The 20,056-nt window shown below is 70.4% G+C and carries 21 protein-coding genes; 17 read left to right on the forward strand and 4 right to left on the reverse strand.

Annotated features, from left to right (window positions below; all coding sequences use genetic code 11):
* From OL599_RS00005 to OL599_RS00015, 3 genes are all read left to right on the forward strand, one after another.
* Nucleotides 1-304 (forward strand): ComF family protein (locus OL599_RS00005; RefSeq protein WP_264711534.1); only part of this gene is annotated, 304 nt, incomplete at its 5' end.
* A gap of 60 nt (nucleotides 305-364) precedes the next feature.
* A complete protein-coding gene (grxC, locus tag OL599_RS00010) occupies nucleotides 365-622 on the forward strand; it encodes a glutaredoxin 3 (RefSeq protein WP_264711535.1) in 258 nt (85 codons plus the stop codon).
* A gap of 111 nt (nucleotides 623-733) precedes the next feature.
* The gene (locus OL599_RS00015) at nucleotides 734-1,195 is read left to right on the forward strand and encodes a DUF1178 family protein (protein WP_264711536.1); all 462 of its coding nucleotides are present in this window, start codon (nucleotides 734-736) and stop codon (nucleotides 1,193-1,195) included.
* Between the two features lie 83 nt (nucleotides 1,196-1,278).
* Here OL599_RS00015 and ubiG read toward each other — a convergent pair whose 3' ends face one another.
* Nucleotides 1,279-2,001, reverse strand: coding sequence for a bifunctional 2-polyprenyl-6-hydroxyphenol methylase/3-demethylubiquinol 3-O-methyltransferase UbiG (gene ubiG / locus OL599_RS00020; RefSeq protein WP_264711537.1), 723 nt, complete (start codon nucleotides 1,999-2,001; stop codon nucleotides 1,279-1,281).
* A gap of 93 nt (nucleotides 2,002-2,094) precedes the next feature.
* Here ubiG and OL599_RS00025 point away from each other — a divergent pair, with 93 nt between their 5' ends.
* The 9 genes from OL599_RS00025 to OL599_RS00065 all read left to right on the forward strand — a co-directional run bounded on the left by OL599_RS00025 (nucleotide 2,095) and on the right by OL599_RS00065 (nucleotide 13,258).
* The gene (locus OL599_RS00025) at nucleotides 2,095-3,333 is read left to right on the forward strand and encodes an aspartate kinase (protein WP_264711538.1); all 1,239 of its coding nucleotides are present in this window, start codon (nucleotides 2,095-2,097) and stop codon (nucleotides 3,331-3,333) included.
* 16 nt (nucleotides 3,334-3,349) lie between these two features.
* Nucleotides 3,350-4,402, forward strand: a complete 1,053-nt coding sequence (locus OL599_RS00030; RefSeq protein WP_264711539.1) for an NAD(P)H-dependent flavin oxidoreductase — start codon at nucleotides 3,350-3,352, stop codon at nucleotides 4,400-4,402.
* 64 nt (nucleotides 4,403-4,466) lie between these two features.
* Nucleotides 4,467-6,728 carry a putative PEP-binding protein gene (locus OL599_RS00035; RefSeq protein WP_264711540.1) on the forward strand — a complete coding sequence of 754 codons (2,262 nt, stop codon included), beginning with the start codon at nucleotides 4,467-4,469 and terminating at the stop codon, nucleotides 6,726-6,728.
* Between the two features lie 341 nt (nucleotides 6,729-7,069).
* On the forward strand, nucleotides 7,070-8,065 hold the full coding sequence (locus OL599_RS00040; RefSeq protein ID WP_264711541.1) for a helix-turn-helix domain-containing protein: 996 nt from the start codon (nucleotides 7,070-7,072) through the stop codon (nucleotides 8,063-8,065).
* Between the two features lie 118 nt (nucleotides 8,066-8,183).
* Nucleotides 8,184-9,323, forward strand: a complete 1,140-nt coding sequence (gene ispG / locus OL599_RS00045) for a flavodoxin-dependent (E)-4-hydroxy-3-methylbut-2-enyl-diphosphate synthase (protein WP_264711542.1) — start codon at nucleotides 8,184-8,186, stop codon at nucleotides 9,321-9,323.
* Nucleotide 9,324: 1 nt separating this feature from the next.
* Nucleotides 9,325-10,572 carry a histidine--tRNA ligase gene (hisS, locus tag OL599_RS00050; RefSeq protein ID WP_264711543.1) on the forward strand — a complete coding sequence of 416 codons (1,248 nt, stop codon included), beginning with the start codon at nucleotides 9,325-9,327 and terminating at the stop codon, nucleotides 10,570-10,572.
* Nucleotides 10,569-11,624 carry a peptide chain release factor 1 gene (gene prfA, locus OL599_RS00055; protein WP_264711544.1) on the forward strand — a complete coding sequence of 352 codons (1,056 nt, stop codon included), beginning with the start codon at nucleotides 10,569-10,571 and terminating at the stop codon, nucleotides 11,622-11,624. Before hisS ends, prfA begins: the two co-directional genes overlap by 4 nt.
* Nucleotides 11,624-12,463 (forward strand): peptide chain release factor N(5)-glutamine methyltransferase, encoded by an 840-nt coding sequence (prmC, locus tag OL599_RS00060; RefSeq protein ID WP_264711545.1) that lies wholly within the window; start codon nucleotides 11,624-11,626, stop codon nucleotides 12,461-12,463. Before prfA ends, prmC begins: the two co-directional genes overlap by 1 nt.
* A 321-nt stretch (nucleotides 12,464-12,784) precedes the next feature.
* Entirely contained in the window at nucleotides 12,785-13,258 is a 474-nt protein-coding gene (locus OL599_RS00065) for a DUF4167 domain-containing protein (protein ID WP_264712301.1), read from the forward strand.
* A 32-nt stretch (nucleotides 13,259-13,290) separates the two neighbouring features.
* Here the strand turns inward: OL599_RS00065 and OL599_RS00070 are convergent, their stop codons facing one another.
* On the reverse strand, nucleotides 13,291-14,142 hold the full coding sequence (locus OL599_RS00070) for an NUDIX hydrolase (protein ID WP_264711546.1): 852 nt from the start codon (nucleotides 14,140-14,142) through the stop codon (nucleotides 13,291-13,293).
* A 62-nt stretch (nucleotides 14,143-14,204) separates the two neighbouring features.
* On the opposite strand from OL599_RS00070, the gene OL599_RS00075 reads away from it, so the two are divergent.
* The 4 genes from OL599_RS00075 to rpmB all read left to right on the forward strand — a co-directional run bounded on the left by OL599_RS00075 (nucleotide 14,205) and on the right by rpmB (nucleotide 17,726).
* The gene (locus OL599_RS00075) at nucleotides 14,205-16,028 is read left to right on the forward strand and encodes an ABCB family ABC transporter ATP-binding protein/permease (protein WP_264712302.1); all 1,824 of its coding nucleotides are present in this window, start codon (nucleotides 14,205-14,207) and stop codon (nucleotides 16,026-16,028) included.
* A gap of 94 nt (nucleotides 16,029-16,122) precedes the next feature.
* Nucleotides 16,123-16,386: a hypothetical protein gene (locus tag OL599_RS00080; RefSeq protein WP_264711547.1), complete on the forward strand. Its 264-nt coding sequence runs from the start codon at nucleotides 16,123-16,125 to the stop codon at nucleotides 16,384-16,386.
* Nucleotides 16,387-16,397: 11 nt separating this feature from the next.
* Complete coding sequence (locus OL599_RS00085) at nucleotides 16,398-17,327, forward strand: glycosyltransferase family 2 protein (RefSeq protein ID WP_264711548.1); 930 nt, start codon at nucleotides 16,398-16,400, stop codon at nucleotides 17,325-17,327.
* Nucleotides 17,328-17,417: 90 nt separating this feature from the next.
* Entirely contained in the window at nucleotides 17,418-17,726 is a 309-nt protein-coding gene (gene rpmB / locus OL599_RS00090) for a 50S ribosomal protein L28 (RefSeq protein ID WP_264711549.1), read from the forward strand.
* Between the two features lie 98 nt (nucleotides 17,727-17,824).
* On the opposite strand, the gene moaA is transcribed toward rpmB, so the two are convergent.
* Together moaA and OL599_RS00100 are read right to left on the reverse strand one after the other, a co-directional pair.
* A complete protein-coding gene (gene moaA, locus OL599_RS00095; protein WP_264711550.1) occupies nucleotides 17,825-18,811 on the reverse strand; it encodes a GTP 3',8-cyclase MoaA in 987 nt (328 codons plus the stop codon).
* Between the two features lie 194 nt (nucleotides 18,812-19,005).
* Nucleotides 19,006-19,212, reverse strand: coding sequence for a DUF3553 domain-containing protein (locus tag OL599_RS00100; protein WP_264711551.1), 207 nt, complete (start codon nucleotides 19,210-19,212; stop codon nucleotides 19,006-19,008).
* A gap of 123 nt (nucleotides 19,213-19,335) precedes the next feature.
* Between OL599_RS00100 and OL599_RS00105 the strand changes: the two genes are divergently transcribed.
* Nucleotides 19,336-20,019, forward strand: a complete 684-nt coding sequence (locus OL599_RS00105; RefSeq protein WP_264711552.1) for a histidine phosphotransferase family protein — start codon at nucleotides 19,336-19,338, stop codon at nucleotides 20,017-20,019.
* The last annotated feature ends 37 nt before the right edge of the window (nucleotides 20,020-20,056 follow it).

Consider the following 20,056-nt stretch of genomic DNA (forward strand, 5'->3'; position numbering starts at 1 on the left):
GCTGGCCCGGGCGCTGGCCCGCATCGCCGCCCGGCCCGTGCTCCCCGACGCACTGCGGCGCACCCGCGTTACCGTCCCGCTCGGCGATCTGTCGGCCGAGGCGCGCGCCCGCGAGGTGCGGGACGCCTTCGCGGTTCGCCCGGCGCGCCAGCCGCGCATCGCCGCGCGGCGGGTGCTGCTGGTCGATGACGTCATGACCTCCGGCGCCACCAGTGGCGCCTGCGCGCGCGCGCTGCTGGCCGCCGGCGCGAGGGCCGTGGACGTGCTCGTCGCCGCGCGCGTGCCTGATCCGCGTCTGCATTGAGGGGGCTTGCGGCGCCGGTGCGGCGTCACAACCCTTGGCGTTGTTCACGAGGAGAGCCTGATGCCGGATATCGAGATCTACACCCAGGACTGGTGCCCCTACTGCGTCCGCGCCAAGCGGCTGCTGGACGACAAGGGCGTAGCCTATCGGGAAATCGTTGCCCCCGGCGGCACCGCCGAACGCGAGGAGGCGCGCGCGCGCTCCGGCCGCAGCACGGTGCCGCAGATCTTCATCGACGGCCAGCATATCGGCGGCTGCGACGATCTCATGGCACTGGATCGCGCCGGCAAGCTCGACCCGCTGCTCCAGGCCGCGTAACGGATTGCTGCTGCATGCGGACGTATACCGACCGCGTATTGGCAATCTCTTGCCGAGAGTGCCAGGATATCCCATCTCAAGCGATGAGAAGAGTTTCGGTCGAGTGTCTGAATGATCCACTATCAGTTGCAATGCAGCGCGGAACACGGCTTCGACGGCTGGTTCAAGGATAGCGCCAGCTTCGAGAAGCAGGCCAAACGCGGCCTGCTGGAATGCCCGATCTGCGGCACCACCGAGGTGGAACGGGCGCTGATGACGCCGTCGGTGCCCAGGAAGGGCCGCGCCGCCAAACCGAAGACGGCGGACGCGTCGGCCCCCACCGCTCCGGTCGCGGTGGCGGCCGAGAAGCTGCCGGACCATGTCCGCGCCATGCTGCAGAAGCTGCGCACGGAGATCGAGCAGAACTGCGACTATGTCGGCGGCGAGTTCGCCGAGGAAGCCCGCCGCATCCATCGCGGCGAGAGCGGCAAGCGCGGCATCTACGGCGAAGCCACGTCCGACGAGGCCGAAGCGCTCGCCGAGGAAGGCATCGAGATCGCCAAGATCCCTTGGGTGCCCCGCGCGGACGGCTGACGTCCGTCGCGCCCGTGCGGACGGCTAGCGTCCGTCACGCCCGTGCGGACGGCTAACGTCCGTCGCGCCTTCCGGGCGCCGCCTCACCTCCCCGCGCCTTCGGCCATGGCGATGTAGTTCACCGACAGGTCCCGGCTGGTCTTCCAGCGGCCGGACAGCGGGTCCAGCACCATGCCGGCGACATCGGACACGCGCAGCCCGGCGCCCCGAAGCCCGGCACCAAGCTCCGGCGGCGTCAGGAACTTGCGCCAGTCATGCGTGCCGGCGGGCAGCCAGCGCATGACATATTCGGCGCCCAGCTTGGCCACCACGAAGGATTTCGGCGTGCGGTTCAAGGTGGAGACGAACAGCAGCCCCTCCGGCTCCAGCAACCCCGCCAGGGTGCGCAGGAAGGCGGCGGGGTCCGGCACGTGCTCGATCACCTCCAGCGCAGTGATGACGGGGAAGCGCTGCCCCTCGGCCAGCAGGTCCTCGGCCACCGTCGCGCGATAGGACAGCGTCAGGCCCTGCCCCTCGGCGTGGGCGCGGGCGGCGGTGATCGCCTCCCCCGCCGCGTCGATGCCCAGCACGGCGTGGCCGTGCCGGGCCAGCGCCTCGGCGGCAAGGCCGGCGCCGCACCCCACGTCCAGCAGCCGGACCGGCCCCGGGAAGCGGCGGCCGATTCGCGCCTCGATCCAGCCGACGCGCAGCGGATTCATCCGGTGCAGCGGGCGCATCGGCCCGTCCGGGTCCCACCAACGGCCCGCAAGCGCATCGAAGCGTGCAATTTCGTCAGGCGAGACCCCCGCCCTGGCCGTTGGTTCCATGTTGCCGGCTCTCCTCGCCGCCAGTATGTGTGCCGACCCACCAAAACGCACAACCCGCCGGCCGCGTGCCCGCGCCCCCACTGGAAGTCCTTGATGGCCCGCATCGTCATGAAGTTCGGCGGCACGTCCGTGGCCGACCTCGACCGGATCCGCAACGTCGCCGCCCGTGTGAAGCACGAGGTGGACGCCGGCAACGAAGTGGCGGTGGTCGTCTCCGCCATGGCCGGCGTCACCAACCGGCTGGTCGGCTGGTGCCAGCAGCTTTCGCCGCTGCATGACGCGCGCGAATACGACACCGTGGTCGCGACCGGCGAGCAGGTGACGGCGGGGCTGACGGCGATCGCGCTGCAGGAGATCGGCGTGGAGGCGCGCTCCTGGCAGGGCTGGCAGATCCCGCTGCGCACCGACGGCGCCCATGGCAAGGCGCGGATCGACGGCATCGACGGCGGCGAGCTGATCCGGCGCATGCAGATCGGCCAGGTGCCGGTGGTGACGGGGTTCCAGGGCATCGGCCCGGACAACCGCGTGACCACGCTGGGCCGCGGCGGGTCGGACACCTCGGCGGTGGCGCTGGCCGCCGCGCTGAAGGCGGATCGCTGCGACATCTATACCGATGTCGACGGAATCTATACGACTGACCCCCGCATCGTCGCCAAGGCGCGCAAGCTGGACAAGATCGCCTACGAGGAGATGCTGGAGCTTGCCTCGGTGGGCGCCAAGGTGCTGCAGACGCGCAGCGTCGAGCTGGCGATGAAGGAACGGGTCCGGGTCCAGGTGCTGTCGAGCTTCGATGGCGCCAACGCGCTGGGCGGGGACCTGCCGGGAACATTGGTTGTCGACGAGGACGAGATCGTGGAAAAGGAAATCGTATCGGGCATCGCCTATTCGCGCGACGAAGCGAAGATCACCGTCCGGCACGTGCCGGACCGGCCCGGTGTGGCCGCCGCGATCTTCGGGCCGCTGTCCGAGGCCGGCATGAATGTCGACATGATCGTGCAGAACGTGTCCGCCGACGGCAGCACCGACCTGACCTTCACCGTCGGCCGCACCGACCTGCCGCGCGCCAAGGCGACGCTGGCCGAGCACAGGGCGAAGATTGGCTATGCCGAACTGCTGGCGGACACCGAGGTGGCGAAGATCAGCGTGGTGGGGGTGGGCATGCGCAGCCATGCCGGCGTCGCCAACACGATGTTCGCGGCGCTGGCCAGCAAGGGCATCAACATCCTGGTGATTTCCACCAGCGAGATCAAAGTGTCCGTGCTGATCGGCGCCGAGTACACGGAACTGGCGGTGCGCGCCTTGCACACCGCCTATGGTCTCGATGCAGCCTGACGCACCCCACGCCGCGATGGCCCCTGACATCGCCCCCCCTGACCCGCAGATGACCGCGGCCCGCGCCGAGCTCGACCGGTTGTGGGCGCGCGGCACCGAATTCCTGGGCTGCAAGGTCGCCATCATGGGTGGCGCCATGAGCTGGGTGAGCGAGCGCCATCTGGTCTCCGCCATTTCCAATGCCGGCGGCTTTGGCGTGATCGCCTGCGGCTCCATGAACCCGGCGCAGCTGGAGGCGGAGATCGCCGCCACCCAGGCGATGACCGACAAGCCGTTCGGCGTGAACCTGATCACCATGCATCCGCAGCTCGACGACCTCGTGCGGGTGTGCCTGGCCGGCAAGGTCGGCCATGTCGTGCTGGCCGGCGGCATCCCGCCCGGCGGCGCGGTGCGCGCGGTGAAGGATGGCGGCGCCAGGCTGATCGCCTTCGCGCCGGCGCTGGTGCTGGCGAAGCGGATGGTGCGCTCGGGCGCCGATGCGCTGGTGATCGAGGGCAGCGAGGCCGGCGGGCATATCGGCCCGGTGTCGCTGACCGTGCTGGCGCAGGAGATCCTGCCGCATATCCGCGAGGTGCCGGTGTTCGTCGCCGGCGGGCTGGGCCGTGGCGAGGCGATCCTGTCCTATCTCGACATGGGCGCATCCGGCGCGCAACTCGGCACCCGCTTCGCCGCCGCGGCGGAGAGCATCGCCCATCCCAACTTCAAGCGAGCCTTCCTGCGGGCCAATGCCCGCGACGCCCTGCCCAGCGTGCAGGTGGACGAGCGCTTCCCGGTGATCCCCGTGCGCGGGCTGGTCAACGAGGGGACCAAGCGTTTCCTCAAGCACCAGGCGGACACGCGCGACCGGTTCCAGTCGGGCGAGCTGACCAAGGAGGCGGCGCAGCTGGAGATCGAGCATTTCTGGGCCGGGGCGCTGCGCCGCGCGGTGATCGAGGGCGACGTGGAGCAGGGCTCGGTGATGGCCGGCCAGTCGGTCGGCATGGTCACCTCGATCCAGACGACGGCCGAGATCATCGCCGAACTGATGAGCCAGGCCACCGCGGCATTGGCGGCGCGCAGCGGAAAATGAATTAGGGGCCGGAAACGAAGCCTCCGGCCTTGTTTCCGCCTCAACCCCTCGTTAATCGCGGTGTATGTCGACACCGAGACGGTTGCTGGCACGACTGCGGGATCTGATGGCGCGCGGGGCCGGGCCGCTGCCCGAGCTCGTGCGCCTCATCGCCGGCGAGTTGGTCAGCGAGGTGTGCTCGATCTACACCCTGCGGCCCGGCGACATCCTGGAACTGGCGGCCACCGAGGGATTGCGCGCCGATGCGGTCGGGCGCACCCGGCTGCGGGTGGGCGAGGGCATCGTCGGCCTGGTGGCGGCAACCGGATCGCCGCTCAACCTGCCTGACGCGCAGAACCATCCCGCCTTCGCCTACCGCCCCGAGACCGGCGAGGAGCCCTACGTGTCGATGCTGGCGGTGCCGGTGCGGCGCGCCGGGCGGACGCTGGGCGTGCTGTCGGTGCAGAACCGGGCGCTGCGCCGCTACGACGCCGACGAGGTGGAGGTGCTGGAGACGGTGGCGATGCTGCTGGCCGAGGTGCTGGCGGCAGCCGGAGCGGAGGACAGCGCCGAGGAAGGCCTGGGGGCCACGATGCCCCGCCGCTTTCCCGCGACCGCCATCGCGCCGGGCCTGGTGGTCGGCCCGGTGATCGTGCACGGCGTCACGCATGGGCCGCGGCGTCTGCTCGCCGACGATCCGCAGGCCGAGCTGGGCCGGCTGAACGATGCGGTCGAGGCGATGCAACGCGGACTGGATGAGCTGATCGCCGCCGGGCTGCCCAAGGCCGACGGGCGCAACGGTGCGGATGCGACGGCGTCGCGCGAGATCCTGGACGCCTACCGGATGGTCGCCGCCGATGCCGGCTGGCTGAAGCGGGTGGGTGACGCCATCCGCGGCGGGCTGTCGGCCGAGGCGGCGGTGCATCGTGTCACCAGCGACCTGCGCGACCGGATGCGGCGTGTGGTCGATCCCTATCTGCGCGAGCGGCTGGCGGATCTGGAGGATCTGTCCGGGCGGCTGCTCGCGGCACTCAACGGCGACGGCCAGCCGGTGGCGGTCCCACCCGGCGCCATCCTGCTGGCGCGCCGCCTGGGCCCGGCCGAGCTGCTGGACTGGCATGCCCGCGGCATTGTCGGCGTGGTGATGGAGGAAGGCAGCGCATCGGGCCATGCCGCCATCCTGGCCCGCGCTTTGGGCATCACCGCGGCCGCCGGCGCGCGCGGCATCCTGGAGACGGCCGAGGAAGGCGACGAGGCGATCCTCGACGCCCACGAAGGCGGCAGCGGCGCGATGGGCTGCCAGGTGATCCTGCGGCCGGAGCAGGACGTGAAACAGGCGTTCCTGCGCGCACTGGACGCCCGCAGCGCCCGCGAGGCCGGTTGGGCCGCGCTGCGGGACCAGCCAAACCTGACCATGGACGGCACCCCGGTCCGGCTGATGCTGAATATCGGCCTGACCATGGAGCTGGCGCAGCTCGATGCGACCGGGGCCGAGGGCATCGGCCTGTTCCGCACCGAGATCGCCATGCTGGCGCGCGGCGCCATCGCCGACGTGGCGGAGCAGGCCGCGGTCTATGCGCGCGTGCTGGATGCCGCCGCCGGGCGGCCGGTGCTGTTCCGCACGATGGACCTGGGCGGTGACAAGCTGCTGCCGGGCAGCGCGCGGCCGGAGGAGGAGAATCCGGCGATGGGCTGGCGCAGCCTGCGCATCGGCCTGGACCGCCCCGCCTTGCTGCGCCGGCAGTTGCGCGCCCTGCTGCTGGCGGCGAATGGGCACGAGCTGTCGGTGATGTTCCCGATGGTGGCCAATGTGGCGGAGTTCCGGGCCGCCAGGGCGCTGCTGCTCGCCGAGGCGGCGAAGGTGCGTCCTGCGCCCGCCAGGCTGAACGTGGGCACCATGCTGGAGGTGCCGGCGCTGCTGTTCCAGTTGCCGGCGCTGCTGCGCGAGGTGGACTTTGTCTCGGTGGGCACCAACGACCTGCTCCAGTTCCTGTTCGCCGCCGATCGCGGCACGCCGGCGCTGGCCGGGCGCTACGACCTGCTGTCGCCGCCTGTCATCGATCTGCTGTCCACGCTGGTCGAGCAGACGCGGGCGGCCGGCGTGCCGCTGTCGGTGTGCGGCGAGGCTGCGTCGCGGCCGCTGGAGGCGATGACGCTGGTCGGCCTGGGCATCGGCGCCCTGTCGATGCCGGCCTCGGGCCTGCTGCCGGTGAAGGCGATGCTGGCCGAGCTGGACCTGCCGGCGTTCCGCCAGGTGCTGGCCTCGATTCGCCGCACCTGCGGCGCCGAGGCGAGCGTACGCGAGCCGATCGCGGCCTGGGCACGCGAGCGTGGGTTGCCGATCTGACCTGCTCGATTCGCTTTTGGCGGCCGCCGCCCATTCGTACCGCGATCGCACATCCCGCCATAACCGCATGACCTCGCGGCCGTTACCGGCAACGGCCATTCCGCGCAGCCTGCGGGCGATGGCGATGATACGGCGATTTGTTGCAGATTTTGCGATCACCATCACGCGGGAGACGAGCATGCCCGTTGGCTTTGTCGCGATGTCGGTCTAGAACCCGTGCATCATATTTCAACGGTCACTCGTCAGAAGGTGACACCGCCAACGTCGAAACAACTTTGCCGCGGGATCGGATCGCCGTGCTGCAGGAACGCAGGTCGAAGCTTGCGGAAGTCCGGACGCTGATGTCCTCCGCCGACGAGGGCAGTGCCGCGACCGCATCGCGTGTTGGCGCCGATCTGCGCGCGGCGCGTGAACGCCTGGAGTGGTCGCTGCCGGCGATTGCCGCGCAACTGCGCATCCGCCTTCCGTTCCTGGAAGCGATCGAGGACGGCCGCATCCGCGACTTGCCGGGCAATGCCTATGCGGTCGGGTTCGTGCGCACCTACGCGCAGGCATTGGGCCTCGATCCCGACGAGGTCGCCCGGCGCTTCCGGACCGAAGCGGCGGACATCAACCGCAAGACCGAACTCGCCTTTCCCGCGCCGGTGCCGGAGCGTGGCGTCCCCGCAGGCGCCGTGGTGCTGCTGGGCGTGGTGTTGGCCGTCGGCGCCTATGTCGGCTGGTACCACGCGTCCGGCAATGACCGCCCGGCGTCGGAGCCGGTGCAGCCGGTGCCGCCCCGGCTGATGGCGCTGGCGGAGGCGCCGGCTCCGCCGCCCGCCCTGCCCACGCATGTCGCCGCCGCGGTCGAGACGCCGGCGCCCGCGCCTGCGCCTTCAGTGTCGCCTAGCTCCGCCGCAGCCGCCGTGCCGGCCCCGGGCATCGTCATCACGCCCGCGCCTGCCGCCCCGCCGGCCAGCCCGCTCGCCGCTTCGCCGTCGGGCGTCGGGCCGGGCGCGCTGCCGGCGCCGGACGGCACGCGCATCGTTCTGCGCGCGCGTGCCGATGCCTGGCTGCAGGTCCGCGACCGGCAGGGATCGGTGCTGCTGAACCGGGTGATGCGCAACGGCGAGACCTGGCCGGTGCCCACCAAAGGGCAGTTGCTGCTGACCACCGGCAATGCCGGCGGCACGGAAGTGCTGGTGGACGGCATCGTCACCGCATCGCTCGGCAATGACGGGGCGGTGCGCCGCGACCTCCCGCTCGACCCGGATCTGATCCGCGACGGCAAGCTGGCGCTCCCGCTCGCCTCTGGCCAGGCCGGCGCGAAGCCGCTGCCGGCCGCGAAACAGCCGTAGCTTCCGGCACCATCCGATACCATCTGCATGGCTTACGGCTGCGTTGCGCATTTGCGCGACGCCGGCCGAATGGGCATGTTGCGCCCCAACCAGCCCCCAGACACCGGAGAACGAGGTCATGAGCTACCGTCCGTATCAGCACATCGAGCGCCGCAAGTCGCGCCAGATCCATGTGGGCAACGTGGCCGTGGGCGGCGACGCGCCGATCACCGTGCAGACCATGACCAACACGCCAACGACCGACATCGCCGGCACGATCGCGCAGATCAAGCGCTGCGAACGGGCCGGCGTGGACATCGTCCGCGTCTCCTGCCCCGACCGGGACAGCGCGCTGGCGCTGAAGGAGATCGTGCGCGGGGTGGACGTGCCGGTCGTGGCCGACATCCATTTCCACTACAAACGCGCGATCGAGGCCGCCGAGAGCGGCGCCGCCTGCCTGCGCATCAATCCCGGCAACATCGGCAGCCCCGAGCGGGTGCGCGAGGTGGTGAAGGCCGCGCGCGACCATGGCTGCTCCATGCGCATCGGGGTGAATGCCGGCTCGCTGGACAAGCACCTGCTGGAGAAATACGGCGAGCCGAACCCGGAGGCGCTGGTGGAAAGCGCGCTGGAGCACGCCAAGATCCTGCAGGACCACGATTTCCACGAATTCAAGATCAGCGTGAAGGCGAGCGACGTGTTCATGGCCGTCGCCGCCTATCAGCAGCTTGCCGACGTGTGCGACCACCCGCTGCATATCGGCATCACCGAGGCCGGCGGCAAACGCACCGGCACGGTGAAGAGCGCGATCGGCCTGGGCAACCTGCTTTGGGCCGGGGTGGGCGACACCGTGCGCGTGTCGCTGTCGGCCGAGCCCGAGGAAGAAGTGTTCGTCGGCTGGGAGCTGCTGAAGGCGCTGGGGCTGCGGCATCGCGGGGTGAAGATCATCTCCTGCCCGTCCTGCGCGCGGCAGGGCTTCGACGTGATCGACACCGTGACCAGGCTGGAGCAGCGGCTGTCGCATATCGAGACGCCGCTGACGCTGTCCATCCTGGGCTGCGTGGTGAACGGGCCGGGCGAGGCGCTGATGACGGATATCGGCGTCACCGGCGGCGGTGCCGGACGGCACATGGTCTACAACGCCGGCAAGACCGACCACACCGTCGGCGTCGACGGCATGATCGACCACATCGTCGAGCTGGTGGAGAAGAAGGCGGCGGTGCTGCAGGCCGAGATCGACGCGGCCAAGGCCGCCACAGCGAAGCAGGCCGCGGAATAACGTGAACAAGGAAAACGTCGCACTGCAGCCGGTCCGCGGCACCCGCGACCTGATCGGCGAGGATCAGCGCCGCCACGCCCATGTGATCGACACCGCCCGCCGCGTGGCCGCGACCTACGGCTTCGACGAATGGAGCACGCCGGTCTTCGAGGACACGCGGGTGTTCGCCCGCGGCCTGGGCGACACCTCCGACGTGGTGATGAAGGAGATGTACAGCTTCACCGATCGCGGCGGCGAATCGCTCACGTTGCGCCCGGAGGCCACCGCCGGCGTCTGCCGCGCGCTGGTCAGCAACGGCCTGACCCAGTCGCTGCCGCAGAAGGTGTTCTACGCCGGCCCGATGTTCCGCTACGAGCGGCCGCAGAAGGGCCGCTACCGCCAGTTCCACCAGATCGACGTGGAAGTGCTGGGCAGCGCCGAGCCGCTGGCCGATGCCGAGGTGATCGGCTGCGGCTGGGCCATCCTGCAGGCGCTGGGCGTGGCCAAGGACGTGGTCCTGGAGCTGAACACGCTCGGCGACCGCGAGAGCCGCGACGCCTACCGCGCCGCCCTGGTCGCCTATTTCTCCGCCCACAAGGACAAGCTCTCCGAGGACAGCCTGGCACGGCTGGAGCGCAACCCGCTGCGCATCGTCGATTCCAAGGACGAGGGCGACAAGCGCGTCGTCGCCGATGCGCCGACCATCCACGCGCACCTGACCGAAGCCGCGGCCGCGTTCTACGCCAAGCTGCAGGACCATCTGGCCCGCATCGGCGTGCCGTTCCGCGAGAACCCGCGCATCGTCCGCGGCCTGGACTACTACAGCCACACCGCCTTCGAGTTCGTCACCTCCCAGCTCGGCGCCCAGGGCACCGTGCTCGGCGGCGGGCGCTACGAGGGGCTGGTGGAGGAGATGGGCGGGCCGCACACGCCCTGCATCGGCTGGGCGGCGGGAGTCGAGCGCCTGTCCATGCTGCTGGCCGAGCCGCCGCCGGCGCCGCGCGGAGTCGCGGTGGTGCCGGTGGGCGAGGCGGCGGAGGCGGCGGCGCTGGACGTGCTGCAGGCGCTGCGCGGGGCCGGCATCCGCGCGGAGATGGCCTATCGCGGCAACCTCAAGCGCCGCATGGAGCGCGCCAACCGCATCGGCGCCCGCGCGGCCGTGATCCTGGGCGAGGCGGAACTGGCCCGCGGCGTGGCCCAGCTCAAGGATCTCGGCACCGGCGAACAGGCGGAAGTGCCGATCGCGGAGCTTGTCGCGAAACTCGGATGAGCCTTTCCCTCAAGCTCGACCGCATCGTCGACCGCGCGGCGGAGCTGCGCGCGCTGCTGTCCGAAGGCGTGTCCGGCGACACCTTCGTGAAGGCCTCCAAGGAACTGTCGGAGATCGAGCCGGTGGTGGCGCGCATCGACGAGCTGCGCGCCGCCGAACGCAGCGCCGCCGAGGCGCAGGGGCTGCTCGATGACCCCGAGATGCGCGAGCTGGCCGAAGGGGAGCTGTCCGAGCTGAAGGAGCGGATTCCGGCGCTGGAGCACGCGATCCGCGTCGCGCTGCTGCCCAAGGACGAGGCCGACGACCGTTCGGCGATCCTGGAAATCCGCCCGGCCGCCGGCGGCGACGAGGCCGCGTTGTTCGCCGCCGAGCTGTTCGCGATGTACCAGAAATACGCGGCCCTGCGCGGCTGGCGCTTCGAGGTGCTGGAATACGACGACACCGGCCTCGGTGGCATGAAGGGCGGCATCGCCGAAATCACCGGCCGCAGCGTGTTCGCGCGGCTGAAATACGAGTCGGGCGTGCACCGGGTGCAGCGCGTGCCCGCCACCGAAAGCCAGGGCCGCATCCACACCTCCACGGTGACCGTCGCGGTGCTGCCGGAAGCCGAGGAGGTGGACGTGCAGATCGACGAGGGCGACCTGCGAATCGACGTGTACCGCGCCTCCGGCGCCGGCGGGCAGCACGTGAACAAGACCGAAAGCGCGGTGCGCATCACCCACCTCCCGTCGGGGATCGTGGTGGCGATGCAGGAGGAGAAGAGCCAGCACAAGAACAAGGCGAAGGCGATGAAGATCCTGCGCGCCCGCCTGTACGAGCAGCGGCGGGAGAGCCTGCACGCGACCCGCGCCGCCGACCGCCGCGCCCAGGTGGGCACCGGCGACCGCAGCGAGCGGATCCGCACCTACAACTTCCCGCAGGGCCGCGTCTCCGACCACCGGATCAACCTGACGCTGTACAAGATCGAGCGCATCATGCAGGGCGAACTGGACGAGTTCGTCGACGCGCTGACGGCCGAGGACCAGGCCGCGCGCCTCGCCGCGGACGTGTGATGCAGATCGGCGCGGTGTTGCGCCGGGCCGCGGACGCGCTGCGCGCCGCCGGAGTCGAGTCTCCTGCCCTGGAGGCCCGCCTGCTGCTGGCGCATGCGCTGGACGTGCCGCAGACGGCCCTGCTGGACCGTGCCGCCGAGATCGACCCCAACCGGTTCGATGCCCTGCTGGCCCGCCGCCTGGCGCGGGAGCCGATGGCGCTGATCCTGGGGCATCAGGGGTTCTGGACCCTGGACCTGGAGGTTTCGCCGGCGACGCTGATCCCCCGGCCCGACTCGGAGACGCTGATCGAGGCGGCGCTGGAAGCCTTCCCTGACCGCACCGCCGTGCGCCGCGTGCTGGACCTGGGCACCGGCACCGGCTGCCTGCTGCTGGCCGCGCTCAGCGAATTTCCGGCGGCCTGGGGCGTGGGAATCGACCGGGCACCAGCCGCGGCGGCGCTGGCCGCACGCAATGCGCGGCGCAATGGCCTTGCCAGCCGCGCCGCCGTGGTCTGCGCCGACTGGGCGTCCCCCATCCGGGGCCGGTTCGACTTGATTCTGTCGAATCCGCCCTATATCGCATCGCAGGAGATTGGCGCGCTGATGCCGGAAGTCGCGGTTCATGAACCGGCATCGGCGTTGGACGGCGGGTTGGACGGGCTGGATGCCTACCGCACGCTCATCCCTGCCCTGCCCGGCCTGCTGAACGAAGCCGGCACGGCTGTTCTCGAACTGGGCCAGGGACAGGCCGAGTCGGCCAGGAATCTCGCGCGGCAGGCCGGATTCGCCGCACCGGCCCTGCGCCGCGACCTCGCCGGCATCGCGCGTGCCCTGGTGCTGCATCGGGCAGTGCCCTGAAAAAACCGTTTGGCACCTGGGCCGAGGACGGTTAGCTTCCGCGACGCACGGCAGGGACCGCCCGTTCAGGCTGGCCCCGGATGCCTCGGCTGCGGCGATCGCGCCAGGTCCGGAATGCCCGGATCCGAATCGCGATGACGGGCGGCAGGGGCGCCGCGCGGTAGCCCACGGAACGAGATGGCCCGGCCTTCGGGTTGCGGCGGCGGAATGACCAGGGGGAGTGCCTCTGTGTCCCCCATCGCCAGGGTCCAGGATCGTGCACGCCTCGTGCGGCACCGTCCGGGAACGGGTCTGCGAACAGGAAGGCGCTTTGGCAAACTGATGAACATGAAACGCATGCGCGGACGCAATCACCGGGGCGGTGGAGGCGGAGGAGGCGGCGGCGGCGGCGGTGGTGGCCCCATACGCCATCACGGCGGCGGCATTCCGCTCAACCGCAACCATGTCTTCGACAGCAGCGGCCCGGACCTGCGCATCCGCGGGACCGCGCAGCAATTGTTCGAGAAGTACCTGCAGCTCGGCCGCGACGCGACCAGCTCCGGCGATCGGGTGATGGCCGAGAGCTATTTCCAGCACGCGGAGCATTATTTCCGCATCCTCAACGCCATGAACCAGGCCGCCCAGCAGGGCCAGGGTCAGCCGGCCGGCCACCAGCAGCGCCGGCAGGTCATGCAGGACGGCTCCGGGGACGCCGATGGCGAGGATGGCGAGAGCCAGCCGGCCGGCGTGGGCGACCAGCCGGGCGGCAGCGACGCCCGCGAGATCCCGATCGCCGCGGCGCCGCCGGAAAGCTGACCGCCCGAGGCTCCTCCAGGCCGGACGATGCCCTACGGCCTGGACAGGGCGGCGCGCAGGCTTTGGCCTTCCTCGCCCGCGACCATCCCAAGGCGCAGGAACAGGTCGATCAGCACCAGGTTCACGTTGAACTTGAACGCGTCTGTGCCGCGCACCGCGTCCATGACGCGGCCGACCGGCCACAAGGCGAAGCTCTCGACCTCGCCGTCCGCCGCTTGCGGCACGAAATCTTCCGGCAAATCAAGATCATAGCAGTGCAGCAGGTCGCGGCGCAGGCCCTCCGGCCGCTCCATGGCGTAGCCGATCTCCGCCACCTTCACGGCGCGCCCGGCGATAGCGGCAGGGATCGCCGCCTCCTCGGCGGCCTCCTTCACCAGGGTTTCCTCCGGCGTCAGCCCCGCGGGCGAGCCGCCGGCGACGACATGGTCGAGCTTGCCGGGGTCCAGCGCCTTGCCGGCGGCGCGGCGGGCCACCCACAGATGCAGCCCGTTCGGCCGGCGCACGATGCCATTGGCGTGAACCCCCTCGGCCAGGACGCCGAAGGCCGGCAGCGCGCCGCGGTCGATCTGCGCCAGCGCGGGCTCGCCGGCGGCCGCACGGACATCGAACGCCTCGCCGCGCCAACGGCAGAAACCGCGTTCGGAGACGGCGCGGACGATGGCGGGCAGGTCGGCGGCCGCGTCCGCCGCCAGGACGACGCCGTCCGCCCCAACAACGATGCCGCCGAAGTCCGCGAGCGCCTGCGCCAGCCCGGGCCGCACCCAGCCGACCGGTGCCGCCCCGATGAGGAACGGCACCCGCCCCCCGGGAAGCATGGCGTTGTTGCACGCGGCGATATGGCGCATCAGGGTGTTCATGCGATGCCGGTAGCGCGTATCCGCCATTCCGCCAACTGCCTGGCTTTCAAAGCCCGCCCCCGCATGCCACATCGGTCGCCATGAGACGCATGATCGGCCCGCGCACCAATCTCGTTCCGGGCGAGCCCCGGTCCACCCTGCAGACGATCCGCTCGCTGCTGCCGTATCTGTGGCCCAAAGGCGACCACGGCGCGCATCTGCGTATGGCCGTGGCCTGCGTGTTCCTGGTGGCCGCGAAAGTGGCGACCGTGTTCGTGCCGCTGGTCTACAGCCATGCGGTCGATGCGCTGGCGCCGGCCGGCGGCGCCGCCTTCATCGCGGTGCCGGTGGCGCTGATCGTCGGCTACGGCCTGCTGCGGGTGGCCGCCTCCGGCTTCGGGGAGATGCGCGACGCCGTGTTCGCGGCAGTGCAGCAGCGCACCGTCCGCCGCGTGGCGCTGCGGACCTTCAAGCACATGCACCGCCTGTCCCTCCGTTTCCATCTGGACCGCCAGACCGGCGGCCTGTCGCGCTCCATCGAGCGCGGCACCACCGGCATCGAGAATGTGCTGCGGCTGGCGGTGTTCAATATCATCCCCACGCTGCTCGAAGTGACGATGGTCACGGCGATCCTGTGGAACCTGTTCGACTGGCGCTATGCCGCGCTGACCTTCGTGGCCGTGGCGCTCTACCTGTCGTTCACGCTGCTGTTCACCAACTGGCGGGTGAAGATCCGCCGCACCATGAACGAGACCGACAGCGAGGCGCAGTCCAAGGCCGTGGACAGCCTGCTGAACTACGAGACCGTGAAGTATTTCGGCAACGAGGCGCATGAGGCACGGCGCTTCGACGAGGCCTGGGCGCGCTATGAGCGGGCGGCGGTCAAGAGCCAGGTGACGCTGAACCTGCTCAATCTGGGGCAGGCCTCGATCATCGCCCTGGGGCTGGCGCTGGTGATGCTGATGGCGGCGAGCGGCGTGCAGGACGGCAGCATGACCGTGGGCCGGTTCGTGCTGGTGAACACGTATCTGATGCAACTCTATCAGCCGCTGAACATGCTGGGTTTCGTCTATCGCGAGATCAAGCAGGGGCTGACGGATATGGAGCAGATGTTCCGGCTGATGTCGGTGCACCAGGAAGTGGCGGACAAGCCGGGCGCGCCGCCGCTGGCCGTGCCGCACGGCGAAGTGGCGTTCGAAGAGGTGCAGTTCGCCTACAATGCCAACCGGCAGATCCTCAAGGGCGTGTCCTTCCGGGTGCCGGCGGGCCGCAGCCTGGCGATCGTCGGGCCCACGGGCGCCGGCAAGTCCACCATCAGCCGGCTGCTGTTCCGCTTCTACGACGCCACCGGCGGGCGGGTGCTGATCGACGGGCAGGACATCCGCGACGTCACCCAGGACAGCCTAAGGGCGGCGATCGGCGTGGTGCCGCAGGACACCGTGCTGTTCAACGACACCATCCGCTACAACATCGCCTATGGCCGGCCCGGCGCCAGCCAGGAGGAGATCGAGCAGGCCGCGCGGCTGGCGCAGGTGCATGATTTCGTGGCCCGCCTGCCCGAGGGCTACGACACCCGCGTGGGCGAGCGGGGGCTGAAGCTGTCCGGCGGCGAGAAGCAGCGCGTCGCGATCGCACGGACCATCCTGAAGAACCCGCGCATCCTGATCCTGGACGAGGCGACCAGCGCGCTGGACACGCGCACCGAGCAGGAGATCCAGTCGGCGCTGCGGGCGGTGGCGCGCAACCGCACCACGCTGACGATCGCGCATCGGCTCTCGACCGTGGTGGACGCCGACGAGATCATCGTGCTGGACCACGGGGTGGTGGTGGAACGGGGCACCCATACCGATCTTCTGGCGGCCGGCGGCATCTATGCCCGGATGTGGGCGATGCAGGCCGAGCAGCAGGACCAGCCGGAAGCCGCCGCTGCCTGACGCGACGCTCCGCGCCCGCGCGGGTTTCGGGTATGGCGGCCCGGCTTTCCAAGCGGCCTGGTTCGCGCGATACCCGCTGAAAAGGAGACTGCCGATGCCGATCGATCCCCCTACCGACCAAGGCGCGGATGCGCCGGGCGGTGCGCCTGCCGACCTCAGCCATGCCGGGACGATCGTCGACAAGGCGATCGAGTACATGACCGGCCAGAATATCGGTTCGCTGGCCATCGCCTCGGCACTGCTGGGCGGTGCGCTGGGCCTGCTCACGCGCAGCCTGTCGGACGATGCCATCGTGCAGGTGCTGAACAACGCCATTGCCAGCGTGCGCACCGGCGACCTGCGCAAGATGGATAACTGACGCACCGGCGCATGCCGCAGGATCAGGCAGCGGGGCGGCTGCGGATCGCGGTCGGCATTGTCACCATGCGCCGGCCGGCGATCCTGGCGGAAACGCTGCGGGAGCTGGGGCGGCAGAGCCGCAGGGCGGACCGGACCCTGGTCTGCGCGACCGGGCCGGATGACATCGCGGGCGAGGAGGCCGACCGACCGGGGATCGAGCTGCTGCTGTCCCCGGCGGGGATGACCCGGCAGCGCAACCGGCTGCTGGACGCGGCCGGGGATTGCGATGTCATCGTCTTCTTCGACGACGACTTCCTGCCCGACCCCGGCTATCTCGCGGCCACCGAGCGCGCTTTGTTGGCCGATCCGGCCATCGTCGTCGCCACCGGACTGGTGCTGGCGGACGGCGTGAGGGGGCCGGGCCTCTCGCCCGCGCAAGGCCGCACGATCCTCTCGGAGCCGCAGCACCCGAACGCCGGCGTGCCGGTGCCAGTCTATAACGGCTATGGCTGCAACATGGCGATCCGCCTGGACGTGGCGCGGCAGCACGGGCTGCGCTTCGACGAGGGCATGCCCCTGTATGCATGGTACGAGGATATCGACTTCACTCGCAGGGTCGGCGCGTTCGGGCGCATGGTGCGGCTGCCGGCGGCGCGTGGCGTACACCTGGGCACCAAGACCGGCCGCGGACCCGGCGCGCCGCTCGGCTATGCGCAGGTGGTGAACCCGGTCTATCTGTGCCGCAAGGGCAGCTATCACTGGCGTCATGCGCTGGTGAGCATCGGGCAGAACCTGGGCATGAACCTGGTGCGCGCCGCCTGGCCGGAGCCGCATGTCGATCGGCGTGGGCGCCTGCGCGGCAATCTGCTGGGTCTGCTGGACCTGCTGCGCGGTCATGCCGACCCTGCCCGGGCCGGACGCGTCCGCACCGCAGACCAGCCGCCACCGGGCGTGGCTTGACGGACGCGAAGCGTTTCGCCATAAGCCCCGGCTTCTGATGCACCCCGCGCCGGCCCCGGCCGCGCGCCTGACCGACCAAGGATTTTCGCGATGTCACGCCGCTGCCAGATCACCGGCAAGGGTGTCCTGACGGGCAACAACGTCAGCCACGCCAACAACAAGACCCGCCGCCGCTTCCTGCCGAACCTGCAGGAGACGTCGATGTTGTCCGACATTCTTGGCGCCGACGTGAAGATGCGCCTGTGCACCCGCGCGATTCGCACGGTGGAGCACAATGGCGGCATCGATGCCTTCCTGCTCGGCACGCGGAACAGCAAGCTGCCGGAGGAGGCCCTGGTGGTGAAGCGGCGCATCCAGAAGGCGCACGCGAAGAAGCAAGGTGCCGGCGCGGCGGCCTGAGCCCCCGGGCTGCGCTCAACGCATGAATACGAAAAGGCCCGCTCCGGCGGGCCTTTTGCATTCCGGGCACAGGGCAGCGCTGGCGCCCGCCTGAAGGCCTACCCGCCGGTCACGCTCATGTGCCGCGCCAGGGCCGGCTGGCGGTGGCGGCGGTCGATGATGAAGTCGTGGCCTTTCGGCTTGCGGGCGATCGCGGCAAGGATGGCCGCGTCCAGTTCGTCGTCGCTGGCGCCGGCGCGCAGCGGGCGGCGGAAATCGGCCTGATCGTCCTGGCCGAGGCACATGTAGAGCGTCCCGGTGCAGGTCAGCCGCACGCGGTTGCAGCTTTCGCAGAAATTATGGGTCATCGGCGTGATGAAGCCGATGCGCCGGCCGGTTTCGGCCACGGTGAAATAGCGCGCCGGGCCGCCGGTGCGGTAGTCGGTGTCCTGCAGCGTCCAGCGGCGGCGCAGCCGGCTGCGCACCAGCGAGAGTGGCAGGTACTGGTCCATGCGGTCGCCGCCGATCTCGCCCAGCGGCATGGTCTCGATCAGGCACAAATCGAACCCGTGCTCGCCGCACCAGGCCAGCATGGCGTCGAACTCGTCCTCGTTGACGCCCTTCAGCGCCACCGCATTGAGACGCACCGCGAGCCCGGCGGCCTTGGCCGCAAAGATGCCGTCGAGCGTCTTCTCGATCTTCCCCCAGCGGGTGATCGACGCGAAGGTGGCAGGGTCGAGCGTGTCGAGGCTGACATTCACCCGCCGCACGCCGGCCGCATGCAGCGCGCTTGCGTGTTTCGCGAGTTGCGTGCCGTTGGTGGTGACCGTCAGCTCGTCGAGGCCGGCGCCGATGCGCGCACCGAGGGAGCGGAACAGCGTCATCACGTCGCGCCGGACCAGCGGCTCACCGCCGGTGATGCGGATCTTGGTCGTGCCGAGCCGGATGAAGGCGCCGCAGAGCCGGTCGAGTTCCTCCAGCGACAGGATCTCCGCCTTCGGCAGGAAGGTCATGTCCTCGGCCATGCAGTAGACGCAGCGGAGGTCGCACCGGTCGGTGACAGACACGCGCAGATAGGTGATGGCGCGGCCGAAGGGGTCGATCATGGCGACGGTTGTTCTCCTTCGTATATAGCGCGAATGTTGCGCCTCCCGCCAGCCGATGCAAGCCTGCCGCACCGCCCCAGGCCGGCGGCCGGCAGATTTTTCAGCGTGATTGCGCGCGCCGAAGACGGCTCCGGCTCTCTGGTCTGGCGCGCGACCTCATCGGTTCGGATGATTCCGTCCGAGCCGGCATCGCCCTAGGCTTCGCTGATGACTTCCAGCGTCACCACGTTGGTATTCACCAGGATCTTGCCGGCATTCTCGAAATTGACGGTGACGCGCTCGCCGATCACGGATTGCACCTGGCCGTCGCCCCAGCCGGGCTCGCCGGGATGGCGGACCCATTGCCCGGGCTCCAGCATCGCGGCCGCCCGGTAGGGGTGATGATGTCCGGGCTTGTCCATGGGCGGGTCCTTTCGCTGACGTCCGGGCCGGCATCCTGCGACGGGATGACGCTTTCTCGACTCCGGCTTTCAGGGCATCGTAATCCAACCGCGAGATACCTTGGGCAGCAAATCGGGTGAGGCGTGACGGGCAAGATCGAACAAGGCGCTGCCGCGAAGGCCCGCCCGCTGCAGCTGGCGGAGGTGCTGGCGATCCGGCTCTGCCATGACCTCAGCGGCCCGCTCGGCACATTGATGGGCGCGCTGGAGTTGCTGGTCGACGATCCCGAGACCGCCGCCGAAGCCGTGCCGCTGGCCAGCGAGGTGTCGACGGCCCTGGGCAAGCGGCTGCGCCTGATGCGCGCGGCCTGGGGCGGCGCCACGCCGCCATTGGGCGTGAGCGAGCTGGCGGCGATGGCCGAGGGTCTGCCGCAGGGCCGCCGCGTGGGCGTTGACCTGAGCGGGCTGGACCCGGCGCTGCGCCTTCCGCCGGCCGCCGCCCGCCTGACACTGAACGTGCTGATGCTGGCCGCCGAGAGCCTGCCGGGCGGCGGCGTCGCAGCGCTGTCGAGCGATCCGCGGGGCGACGTGCTGGCGACGATCGCCGGGCCGCGCGCGGCCTGGCCGGCGGGGTTCGCGGCGTTCCTGGCCGACGAGGCGCAAGCCTGGGGGGCGCTGGATGCGACCCGGGACCTGGAGGTGTCGCGCGGCCTGCAGGCGCCGCTGACGGCGCTGATCGCGCATGCCAGCGGGCTGCGCCTGTCGCTGCTGATGGCGCCCGCCGCCGAGGCGGCGCCACCGCTGCTGCTGAGACTGGCCGAGGCCTGACGTCTCCCGGCCCGGCTTCCCTTTACGTTTTCTTCGC

Origin of the sequence: Limobrevibacterium gyesilva, assembly GCF_025989185.1 — a bacterium.
Taxonomy (GTDB): Bacteria; Pseudomonadota; Alphaproteobacteria; order Acetobacterales; family Acetobacteraceae; genus Limobrevibacterium; species Limobrevibacterium gyesilva.

Bases quoted from the DNA above. Each gene is read 5' to 3' on its own strand.
- ispG (WP_264711542.1), top strand. From the start codon at position 8,184: ATGAGCTACCGTCCGTATCAGCACATCGAGCGCCGCAAGTCGCGCCAG.
- OL599_RS00065 (WP_264712301.1), top strand. From the start codon at position 12,785: ATGAACATGAAACGCATGCGCGGACGCAATCACCGGGGCGGTGGAGGC.
- ubiG (WP_264711537.1), bottom strand. From the start codon at position 2,001: ATGGAACCAACGGCCAGGGCGGGGGTCTCGCCTGACGAAATTGCACGC.
- OL599_RS00035 (WP_264711540.1), top strand. From the start codon at position 4,467: ATGTCGACACCGAGACGGTTGCTGGCACGACTGCGGGATCTGATGGCG.
- OL599_RS00080 (WP_264711547.1), top strand. From the start codon at position 16,123: ATGCCGATCGATCCCCCTACCGACCAAGGCGCGGATGCGCCGGGCGGT.
- prmC (WP_264711545.1), top strand. From the start codon at position 11,624: ATGCAGATCGGCGCGGTGTTGCGCCGGGCCGCGGACGCGCTGCGCGCC.
- OL599_RS00040 (WP_264711541.1), top strand. From the start codon at position 7,070: ATGTCCTCCGCCGACGAGGGCAGTGCCGCGACCGCATCGCGTGTTGGC.
- OL599_RS00070 (WP_264711546.1), bottom strand. From the start codon at position 14,142: ATGGCGGATACGCGCTACCGGCATCGCATGAACACCCTGATGCGCCAT.
- grxC (WP_264711535.1), top strand. From the start codon at position 365: ATGCCGGATATCGAGATCTACACCCAGGACTGGTGCCCCTACTGCGTC.
- OL599_RS00100 (WP_264711551.1), bottom strand. From the start codon at position 19,212: ATGGACAAGCCCGGACATCATCACCCCTACCGGGCGGCCGCGATGCTG.
- rpmB (WP_264711549.1), top strand. From the start codon at position 17,418: ATGTCACGCCGCTGCCAGATCACCGGCAAGGGTGTCCTGACGGGCAAC.
- prfA (WP_264711544.1), top strand. From the start codon at position 10,569: ATGAGCCTTTCCCTCAAGCTCGACCGCATCGTCGACCGCGCGGCGGAG.
- OL599_RS00085 (WP_264711548.1), top strand. From the start codon at position 16,398: ATGCCGCAGGATCAGGCAGCGGGGCGGCTGCGGATCGCGGTCGGCATT.
- OL599_RS00030 (WP_264711539.1), top strand. From the start codon at position 3,350: ATGGCCCCTGACATCGCCCCCCCTGACCCGCAGATGACCGCGGCCCGC.
- OL599_RS00025 (WP_264711538.1), top strand. From the start codon at position 2,095: ATGGCCCGCATCGTCATGAAGTTCGGCGGCACGTCCGTGGCCGACCTC.
- OL599_RS00075 (WP_264712302.1), top strand. From the start codon at position 14,205: ATGATCGGCCCGCGCACCAATCTCGTTCCGGGCGAGCCCCGGTCCACC.
- moaA (WP_264711550.1), bottom strand. From the start codon at position 18,811: ATGATCGACCCCTTCGGCCGCGCCATCACCTATCTGCGCGTGTCTGTC.
- OL599_RS00015 (WP_264711536.1), top strand. From the start codon at position 734: ATGATCCACTATCAGTTGCAATGCAGCGCGGAACACGGCTTCGACGGC.